We start from the raw sequence: 10,196 nt of genomic DNA, 5'->3' as shown, positions 1-10,196 counted from the left end.
AGCCAGGGCTTCAAGTTGCTCTTTGTTCATAGTGCTTATCCTTAGCCTTTGCAGGCAATGATGATAAGCAGTTACACAAATTTATCTACAGGCTCACCGGTACTTCCTGTTTCGGTGTTCGGGAACTCGGCCTGCGGCCTCAAACAGCCCTCGGCACCTGCGCAGAAAGTCCCGGTTGGCAGTGCTGATACGTCTTACCTCTTACGTCTAGCATCCAGTATCTAGCATCTAGCATCTATACTCTCTAACTACTCGGCCTTTCCGCCCAGCCTGCAAAGATCTTTTCCAGAATCGCTACGCCGTAGTACAGCAAAATACCCAGTGCGGCGAGCATGATCAGTACGGCAAACATCAGTGGATAGTCTGCATTGATCTTTCCGCTGTCGAACAGGTGGCCTAAGCCGCGGCCGTGCGGTTCTACAATTTCCATCAGGTTGGTACCGATGAAGGCGAGGGTGACAGACACTTTCAGCGCGCCAAAGAATTCCGGCAATGTTTTCGGCAGTGCGATCTTCCAGAATACCGTCAGTTTGGATGCGCCCAGTGCGCGCAGAATATCCTGGTACTCCGGCTCCAGTGTTGAAAGCCCAACGGAAACAGAAACAGCAATCGGGAAAAACGAAATCATAAAGGCGATCAGAATCGTGTTGAAATCGTGCTGGCCAATAAAGATCAGCGCCACAACCGGTACCACAGAGGCCTTCGGTATTGCGTTAAAACCAACCAGCAGAGGGTAAAGCGCGATGCGCATGGTTTTGGAGAAACCCATGACCACACCAATGGCAACACCGACCACAACCGCAACGCCTAGACCCACCATGGTTCTCCAGAGTGTATCCCACGAATACTGCAGGAACAGCATGCGGTATTTCCAGAAGGCGGGCCATAAATCAGAAGGGGAGGCCATTTTGTAGTTTGGCCACTGGTTAAACCAGACCAGCCACTCCCAGAGCAGCATAAAGACAACAATAGCGGCTATTGGGATGAGAAAGTTCATTAATTTTTCTGGCATCAGGCTGCCTCCGTATCCGAATTGCGGCCCTGAGCAATTTCAATTTGCTCGCGCAGCGTTGCCAGCATTTCAACAGCTTTTGGGGTGTACAGTGAGTCGATCTTGCGGTCTTCCGGCAGGTCGACATCCAATACAAACTGGGTGGTCGCCGGGCGGGATGAAAGCACAATAACCTGATCGGCCAGGAATACGCTTTCACGCAGATCATGGGTAATCAGCAGGCCGGTGAAGCTTTGCTTCTGGCGTAAATCGCGCATCAGCTGCCATAAGTCTTCACGGGTGAAGGCATCCAGTGCGCCGAACGGTTCGTCCATAATCAGAACGTCCGGGTCGTGCACGATAGAGCGGCACAGTGATGCACGCTGACGCATACCACCGGAGAGCTCCGAAGGGCGTTTGTGCTCAAAGCCTTTTAGCCCGACCAGCTCTAGCAGTTTGGCTGCATGCTTCAGGCGGTTGTTGTAGGTCATATCGCTTTTAATGATCTCAAGCGGCAGCACTACGTTTTGAATAATGGTTCGCCATTCCAGCAATACCGGGTTTTGAAACGCCATACCTACCGTAGAGCGCGGCGATTTTACCGGCTCACCACCGAGTGATACGGTGCCCTGATCCGGGAACATTAAGCCCGCGACTAAACGGGTGAGGGTGGATTTGCCGCAGCCGGAAGGACCGACTACCGCAGTAAATTTACCAGCAGGAATGGAGATGTTCAGATCGTTCAAAACGGGCAGCGATTGCTGCCCCTTCTGATAAGTATGACTCACACCTGCTATATCAATAGCAATAGACATAACTTATTCCATGGTTAGTGCGCTGTCTTCTGGCAGGTAAGCGCTGGTGAAAATTTTGCTGGCATCCGGTGTGTTTTTGAACTCATAGGTAATGGCGATTTGCTCCAGTGCTTTGGCAAAGCGAGCTTGGTCGATATCACCCAGGCCATTTTCCATAACGTAATCGGTTAAGATGCTGTCCTGCATGGCCAGTTTTAAACGCCACGCTTCCAGCTCTACATCGCCAGCCGGGTTACGGGCAATAACGGCTTTGGCACCCGCTTCCGGGTCGGCATTGGCATCAATAACGCCTTTAGCAATAGCGCGCAGGAAGCCGGTAATAACTTCAGGGTTTTCTTCGGCATAATCGGTGTTGGCAATAATGACGTTACCGTAAAGTGCCAAACCGTAATCTGCCATGAGCAGAGTGGTTAAATCTTCTTCCGGTACACCCAGGCGAACCAGGTTCAGGTAAGAAGAGAAAGAATAACCGGTGACGCTGTCTACTTTACCTTCGGCCAGCATTGGCTCACGCGTTGGGAAGCCAACAGGCTCAACTTTGATTTTGCTCATATCCAGATTGTTTTCGATCGCGAAAACCGGGAACTGTGCCCAGGCACCATCCGGTGGCGGTGCACCCAGAACAGAGCCTTCTAAATCGGCCACGCTGGAAATACCCTGGCTCTTACGACCTACAATGGCGAAAGGAGGTTTATCGTAAATGACCATAACAGCCGTAACCGGAGCGCCCGGGTTTTGATCCAGGAATTTAACCAGTGAGTTGATATCGGCAAAGCCAACCGGGTATGCGCCGGTGGCAACCTTAGGGATGGCATCCAGAGAGCCCTGGCCCGGAGAAATTTCTACCGATAAATCTTCAGCCGCAAAGTGGCCGTTATCAATCGCCAGAAAATAGGGTGCAGACGGGCCTTCAAACTTCCAGTCCAGAGTGAAAGGTACTTTCACTTCTGCCATCGCTATTGTGCTGGCAAGAACAGCAGGCACGACTGCAAGTTTAGATATAAATCGCAGCATAACTTCTTCCTCATAGTGTTTATAAAATAGTGTTTATAAATTTAGGTGGTTCCCAACCTGATAAAAGCAATAAGCAGACCAGCCTTGAAAATTTTAATCTGCGAGTGTTTCTGAAACGTCAGGTTGACTGAGTGGTCGAACAAATGTCGTTAAAAAGAACTGTTTTGGTGCACGCTATTTAAACGTGCACTGAATAAAATGAAAGCGTTCAGAACGTTGCGGTCAGTTTCAGCGTCCAAAGTGCGATGCCAAAAAACAGCAATGAAAAACCGATTTGCTTCAACGAAACGGCACCGAAATAGTAGCCTTTAAAAAACAGTTTGCTGCTGAATATAGATTGCTTGCGACGGCTGATTTCATAGAGCGGAAACAGCACCAGCAGGCTGGCAAACAGGTAGGCGAGGTAATCGAGGTTAAAGGCAAACCGGGAAACCAGGAAAGCTGCCAGAATAACCAGCCCCCATCCGGTTTCACGGGTGAGTTCAGCTACTATTTTCAGCTGCTCTTTTGGTTGGCTGCCGTTCTTGGTCAGCATCATTTGGTGGCCTATCATCGCGATGATATTGCCGGAGCCAATCAGGCTCATTTCAATTCCGTTCATCGTTTCTCTCCGGGCGTTGATCAATCCTTTAATTGAACTGACGCAGGTATTTCAGTTTTATTTTTTAACGCGCTTTTTCTTTGGTTTTTTTGCTTTGCGGTAAGGCGTGTTGTCCATCGGTAGTTTTGTTCTGAACTCTCCATCAAATGCATAAAACGCGCCTTGTGCGGCCGGCGCTGTTGGTATGGTGGCCAGTTCGCCTACACCTTTAGTGCCATGTGCAATTTCGGCGTTGAATTCGCGCTCTACGATGATGGTTTCCATGGCGGGTGTTTCTGCGGCTTTCCACAACCCCAAACCGTTGTAGCTGACCTTCGGCACGGAATTTACCAATGGGTAGTCTTCGGTTAAGGCGTAGCCCAGGCCCATAACAATGCCGCCCTCAATCTGGCCTTCGGCCGCCTTGCGGTTCACCAGTTTGCCGAGGTCGTAAGCGGCAACCACTTTTTCTACCTTGCCTTTTTCATCCAGGATGACGACCTGGGCGGCATAGCCGTAAGCCACGTGGCTGACCGGGTTGGCCTTGGCGCTGCCCATGGGGTCGGTTTCACCTTTGTATTCGCCGTAAAACTCTTTGCCTTCCAGATCGGCCAGTGTGCTGCCGGATGACAGTTCCTGTTTTACTTTCACTGCCGCGCGGCGCACTGCTTCGCCGGTAAATACCGTTTGCCGGGAAGCGGTTGTCGTGCCGGAGTTTGGTGTGCGCGAGGTATCGGGCGCTTCCACCACAATCAGTTCCGGTGGCAGGCTGGTGACTTCGCAAACCGTTTGCAGCGTAACTGTACCAATGCCCTGACCAATACAGGCCGCGCTGGAACGGATATGAACCTTGCCCTGTTCAACGGAGAGAATGGCACGGCCAATATCGGGTACGCCCACCCCTAAGCCGCTGTTCTTGAATGACGAGGCAATGCCTGCATATTTAGAGGATTCATAAATATCTTTAACCGCTTCCAGGCATTCCACCAGCGCCGTGCTTTCGTCGGCAATCTGGCCGTTGGGCAGGCTTTGGCCTGGGCGAATGGCGTTACGATAGCGGATTTCCCAAGGGGAAATACCGACCTTTTCGGCCAGTAAATTCAGGTTGGCTTCAAAGGCAAAGGCCGATTGTGAAACACCAAAGCCGCGGAAAGCACCACCCGGGGGGTTGTTGGTGTAAACGGCCTTGCCATCGATATCGACATTCTGGAAATTGTATGGCCCGGCTGCGTGGGTGCAGGCGCGTTGCAGTACCGGCCCGCCCAGAGAGGCGTAAGCGCCGGTATCCAGAACAATACTGGCCTGCATACCCAGCAGAATGCCGTTTTCATCGCAGGCGGTGGTTAAATCCATTTCCATCGCATGACGCTTGGGGTGGATAAGAAGGCTTTCCTGACGGGAGAATTTAATCTTCACCGGTTTTTGGGTATGCCAGGCAAGCAATGCCGCATGGTGCTGTACGCTCATATCTTCCTTGCCGCCAAAGCCGCCGCCGACCAGCTTACTTTGCACCCGAACCTTTTCGTTGGGTATGCCCAGCACCTCGGCAATTTCATGCTGATCATCGTAGATGCCCTGACCCCCGGAATAGAGCAGAATGCCACCGTCTTCGTAAATAGCGATGGCGCATTCCGGCTCCATAAAGGCGTGCTCGGTAAAGGGGGTTGAGTAATGCTGAGTGACGGTGAACGCAGCATTGGCGATGGCGGTTTGCGCATCGCCGCGCGTTACCTTTTCATGGCGCAAAATGTTGCCGCCTTCGTGCAGGGCCGGTGCGTCTTCTGCCATTGCTTCCACCGGGTTGGTCAGTGGCGTCAGCTCTTCGTATTCAACTTCAATAAGGCTAAGTATTTCATCCAGGCTGGATTGGTTTTTAGCGGCGACCAGAGCAATGGCATCGCCCACATAACGGGTGGTATCGCCCTCGGCAATGAGCGCATCCCAATCTTTTACCAGGTGCCCGAGTTTGTTGTTGCCGGGCACATCTTTCGCGGTGATGATGCATTCTGCATCCGGGTGATTCTTCGCTGCACGGGTGTCTATTTTTAGTACTTTGGCGCGCGGGTATTGGGTGCGCAGAGCTTTACCGTAAATCATGCCGGGAACGGTGACGTCATCAACAAATTCACCGGTGCCCAGGGTTTTTTCACGGGCATCGATGCGATGAATATTTGAGCCCAGCTTACCGCTGGCGTTGTTTTGAGGAATGGGCAAGTCTTCGCGGAGCAGCTTGGCGGCTAATTGAATGGCCTCGATAATTTTTACATAACCGGTGCAGCGGCAAATGTTACGGCGCAGCGCCAGTTTAATTTCCTGATCGGTAGGCGAGGGGTTCTTATCGATCAGTGCTTTGCCTGCCAGCACCATACCCGGCGTACAAAAACCACATTGAACGGCACCGGCTTCGGCAAAGGCATAATCGTAAACCGCCTTTTCGCGTTCGCTGAGGCCTTCAACTGTGGTGATTTTTATCACCGGGTTTTCATCGGTTGCAACCGGTTCATCGTCGTCATCAAAATCGTCTTCGTCAGGCTCCAGTGATGCCACACTGACACAGGATTTCTGCGCCACACCATCAACAATAACGGTACAGGTACCGCATGCGCCTGCGCTGCAGCCATCTTTAACTGAGGTGAGGCCTAAGTCTTCACGCAGGTAATCCATCAGTTTTTTCGGCTCTGCCGGGCTTAAGCTGATAAGTGTGCCGTTAATGTCGAGATTGATCATGTGTGCTGTATCCGTTTTGTGGTGCCGGGTTATAGGTGTTATCTGGTGCTTTTACTGCAGGAATTGTTCCTGACGGCCTGGTTGGCCGGTCGGCGGATGGCAGTGCGCTAAAAGTGGGCATAAAAGGCCAGTGTTGATTGAGCGGCGACGCCTGCGTCATTTGCAGTGGTGCACTCTAATGGGGACTGCTGAAATCAAACCTGACTGAGTGGTCTGTTTTTGGTGCGTAATTTTAGGTATCAGTTTGATAGTTTTTTGAGAGTTGATAGATCAGATTGAGTGCTTTCGCTGTGAATTTAATTCCACCTTGCCGTAAGTCCGCGAAATACCGGGCCTGACCACTTTGGTTTCAAAATTGCTATCAATGCTGCAACGAACTTAAAAATGGAGTTATTAATGGCAAGTTTTATTTTGGCCGTTAATGGTGATCGCCTGAACGCACGCCTGAAAAGCCTGGGCGAAGTAGGCGCTCTGCCGGGTGGTGGTGTTTGCCGTCTGGCGTTAACCGATGAAGACAGGCAAGGGCGAGACCTGGTTGTTAGCTGGATGAGAGAACTGGGGTTAGAGATTGCCATTGATGCGATTGGTAATGTAGTTGCAACCTTAAAGGGCGAGGAAAATTTGCCGGCGGTGATGATGGGCTCGCACATTGATACCGTTTCTACTGCCGGGTTGTTCGATGGTAATTTAGGCGTGCTCGCCGGGCTTGAAGTGATAGAAACCATTATTGAATCTGGCATTAACCCAAAGCATTCAATCTCGGTAGGTTTTTTCACCAATGAAGAAGGCTCACGCTTCGCGCCAGATATGATGGGCAGCGGCGTTTATACCGGAGACCTGCCATTGGCAACGGCACTGCAAACCGTAGGTATAGATGGCAAAAGCGTTGCCGATGAGTTAAACCGGATCGGTTACAGCGGCAAGGCTCCCTTCCCGAATATTTCAGAGACCGTCGCGGCTTACTTTGAGCTGCATGTAGAGCAGGGCCCGGTTCTGGATGAAGAAAACATTGAGATTGGTGTTGTAGAGGGGGTGCAGGGTATTTCCTGGCATGAGTATACCTTTTACGGAAACTCTAACCACGCTGGCACAACACCCATGGCCTACCGTAACGATGCCGGATTAGTCGCCGCCAAAATTAATGTCTTTGCCAATGAGCTGGCGCTTAGCATTCCTAGCCAGTTAGCAACCGTGGGTGCGCTGGAAATAAAACCAAACCTGGTGAACGTGATACCCGCATTTGCGCGCTTCACGGTAGATTTGCGCAATTGCGACGAAGCCTTATTGCAGAGTGCTGAAAGCCGGTTGGATACCTACATTACCGAACAAACAGAACGGCATGGCTTAACGTTTGAGAAACGTAAGCTTGCTCGCTTCGAGCCAGTGCCGTTCAACAAACACCTGGTGGATGGCATTGAAGCATCAGCCATGGAAAATGACTTGACCAGCAAACGGCTGTATTCCGGTGCCGGGCACGACGCCCAAATGTTTGCACCGCATTGCCCAACCACAATGATTTTTGTACCCAGTGTTGGCGGTATTAGCCACAACATAAAGGAATACACCACACCAGAACAGGTCACCAATGGCGCAAACGTATTGCTGCAGGCGGTACTGAACGTGGCGAAAATTTTATAACTGAAAGCTAATGACTCCCCGAATTAGCGGAGAGCGCTTAAGGGCACCTCTAATAACTCTGATATATCTCTGGCCTTCAGGAAAAACAGCTGACTAGGCGCGGTTCGCAGCGAATGTCGAGACCTTTGCAAGAATCGCAACAACGACAGATGTTTTTCCTGAAGGCCCCAGAGGGCGGGCCTAAAAAGCCCATCGACTGCGTTGACGATTTCAAAAGATAGAATAACTATGATTCTTCATCGTCGCCTTGCCGCTGAGCTTTTTAGACTCCGCAGAGACATATCAGAGTTATTAGAGGTGCCCTTAAGTAGGTTCTCTACCATTAGAGACAAAGGAAGAATAAATGAAAAGAATGTTAAATGTAGGCGTTGCCCAATTAGGCCCGATTGCCCGTAATGAAACCCGAAGTGATGTTGTTGCCCGCCTGATAAAGCTACTGACCCAGGCCGGAGAAAAAGGCTGTAACTTTGTTGCCTTCCCCGAGTTGGCGTTAACGACCTTCTTCCCACGTTGGTTTTTTGAAGATGGCGATGCCGAACTTGCCAGTTACTACGAAAAAGAAATGCCCGGAGCTGAAACGCAGCCCCTGTTCGATAAAGCTGCTGAGCTGGGCATTGGTTTTTACCTGGGCTATGCCGAGCTGACAACAGACGAGCAGGGCAACGAGCGCCGCTTCAATACCTCTATTCTGGTAGACGATAAAGGCACCATTACGGGTAAATACCGAAAAATTCACTTGCCCGGCCATAAAGAAAACGAAACATGGCGGCCGTTTCAGCACCTGGAGAAACGCTATTTTGAAGTCGGTGATACCGGCTTTAACAGTTGGGATTTTATGGGCGGCAAAGTAGGTATGGCGCTGTGTAACGACCGCCGCTGGCCGGAAACATACCGGGTAATGGCGTTGCAGGGTGCCGAGATGATTGTGTTGGGTTACAACACTCCAATGCACTACCCGCCGGTACCGCAGCACGACCATCTGCAGGGTTTTCATAACCATGTGGTGATGCAGGCTTCCGCTTACCAGAATGGTTGCTGGATTATTGCCTGCGCCAAAGCAGGTAAAGAAGAAGGCTGCGATTTACTTGGCCAAAGCTGCATTATTGCGCCAACAGGCGAAATTGTAGCAATGGCAACCACAGTAGAAGACGAGCTAATTGTGGGTGAGTGTGATTTTGAACGTACCCGCGAAATTAAAGAGCACATCTTTAATTTTGACCTTCACCGCGTACCAGAGGAATACAAAATTATTAGCGCACCCAAAAAATAGTCTGTTCAGTGCTCTGTTCTTCCAGCCTTGTTTATAAATCGACAGGGCTCACCATTCCGCGTTCATGCAGGCCCACAACGTGAGTATAGATTTGGGTGGTTTCTATTGAAGAATGGCCGAGAATTTCCTGAATGTTGCGTAAATCGGTACCCTGGCGCAAAAGCTCGGTCGCAAAACTGTGGCGGAAGGTGTGGCAGGTGACTCGCTTATGGAGGCCACTTTTAATTACGGCTTCCTTAATAGCCCGCTGAAAGAGGCGGGCAGTAACATGATGCCGCCGCTCAGTGCCAGAGCGCGGATCAACTGAATAACCTTGAGCTGGAAATAAATACTGCCAGCCCAGTTCAAACTGTGCGTGCGGCCATTTCTTTTCCAGAGCTGAAGGCATAAAAACGCCGGCCTTGCCTACCTCGACATCTGCAGCCAGCTGAAGGCGAACAAACTCTATCTGCTTTGCAAGCTGTGGCTTAATAGAGCGCGGTAATAATGTGCGGCGCGATTTGCCTCCCTTTGCCTCCATGATATAAATACCATCATTATCAAGGTCTATATCTTTCACCCGTAGGCGAGTGACCTCGTTAACCCGTAAACCGCAGCCATACATAAGCTGAATGCCTAGCTTTCTTGTTCCGGTAAGTTGGTTGAGAATGGTTGCAGCCTCTTCACGCGAGAGAACAACAGGTACCTTTCGCTTTGCCTTTGCATAGGTGAAATTTAAAGCATCGGTATTCTTTTTAAGGAATTCCCTGAATAAAAAGACCAAAGCATTTAAGGCTGTTTTTTGGGTTGCAGATGCGCAAAAACGATCATTACCCAGGTGAGTCAGGAAGGCTTCAATATCTGCCACCTTAAATTGCGCAGGTGATTCATAGCCCATGTGGCGTATAAAACGTCGTGCCCACATGCAGTAGGTTTTTTCTGTTTCAAAGGCTAAACCCCGTTGCCGTATAAACAACCGATATTGATCAAAGAAGCGAGCAGAACCCCTCGAAATTGTTTGTCGAACCTGAATAGACTGATCTTGCATGGGTGTAAACTCCTTTTTACACTAAGACTGTATATTTATGGGTCTTCACCTTTTACGGTGGGTTAATGTTTCAGAGTTAGTCCACCCAGATAGAACATTATCGCGGTTTTGTAGCGTGTCTCACTTCTAAATCC

8 protein-coding genes are annotated in these 10,196 nt (G+C 50.4%); 2 read left to right on the top strand and 6 right to left on the bottom strand.

Annotation, left to right across the window (positions count from 1 at the left end):
* Positions 1–244: 244 nt before the first annotated feature.
* The 5 genes from BCF53_RS18710 to xdh form a co-directional block, all read right to left on the bottom strand.
* The gene (locus BCF53_RS18710; protein WP_165901999.1) at positions 245–1,012 is read right to left on the bottom strand and encodes an ABC transporter permease; all 768 of its coding nucleotides are present in this window, start codon (positions 1,010–1,012) and stop codon (positions 245–247) included.
* A complete protein-coding gene (locus BCF53_RS18705; protein ID WP_132704233.1) occupies positions 1,012–1,806 on the bottom strand; it encodes an ABC transporter ATP-binding protein in 795 nt (264 codons plus the stop codon). The genes BCF53_RS18710 and BCF53_RS18705 overlap by 1 nt, the downstream gene beginning before the upstream one ends.
* A gap of 3 nt (positions 1,807–1,809) precedes the next feature.
* Positions 1,810–2,820 (bottom strand): ABC transporter substrate-binding protein, encoded by a 1,011-nt coding sequence (locus BCF53_RS18700; protein ID WP_132704231.1) that lies wholly within the window; start codon positions 2,818–2,820, stop codon positions 1,810–1,812.
* A gap of 208 nt (positions 2,821–3,028) precedes the next feature.
* The gene (locus BCF53_RS18695; protein WP_132704229.1) at positions 3,029–3,421 is read right to left on the bottom strand and encodes a hypothetical protein; all 393 of its coding nucleotides are present in this window, start codon (positions 3,419–3,421) and stop codon (positions 3,029–3,031) included.
* A gap of 57 nt (positions 3,422–3,478) precedes the next feature.
* The gene (xdh, locus tag BCF53_RS18690; RefSeq protein WP_132704227.1) at positions 3,479–6,127 is read right to left on the bottom strand and encodes a selenium-dependent xanthine dehydrogenase; all 2,649 of its coding nucleotides are present in this window, start codon (positions 6,125–6,127) and stop codon (positions 3,479–3,481) included.
* A 396-nt stretch (positions 6,128–6,523) separates the two neighbouring features.
* On the opposite strand from xdh, the gene BCF53_RS18685 reads away from it, so the two are divergent.
* Together BCF53_RS18685 and BCF53_RS18680 are read left to right on the top strand one after the other, a co-directional pair.
* The gene (locus BCF53_RS18685; protein WP_132704225.1) at positions 6,524–7,765 is read left to right on the top strand and encodes a M20 family metallo-hydrolase; all 1,242 of its coding nucleotides are present in this window, start codon (positions 6,524–6,526) and stop codon (positions 7,763–7,765) included.
* Positions 7,766–8,108: 343 nt separating this feature from the next.
* The gene (locus tag BCF53_RS18680; protein ID WP_132704223.1) at positions 8,109–9,035 is read left to right on the top strand and encodes an N-carbamoyl-D-amino-acid hydrolase; all 927 of its coding nucleotides are present in this window, start codon (positions 8,109–8,111) and stop codon (positions 9,033–9,035) included.
* A gap of 31 nt (positions 9,036–9,066) precedes the next feature.
* Here BCF53_RS18680 and BCF53_RS18675 read toward each other — a convergent pair whose 3' ends face one another.
* Positions 9,067–10,062, bottom strand: coding sequence for an integron integrase (locus tag BCF53_RS18675; protein ID WP_132704221.1), 996 nt, complete (start codon positions 10,060–10,062; stop codon positions 9,067–9,069).
* Between the last annotated feature and the right edge of the window lie 134 nt (positions 10,063–10,196).

Origin of the sequence: Reinekea marinisedimentorum, assembly GCF_004341165.1 — a bacterium.
GTDB classification, from domain to species: Bacteria; Pseudomonadota; Gammaproteobacteria; order Pseudomonadales; family Natronospirillaceae; genus Reinekea; species Reinekea marinisedimentorum.
Note: the sequence above shows the minus strand (reverse complement) of the source record. Positions and strands in the feature narration are given on the sequence as shown.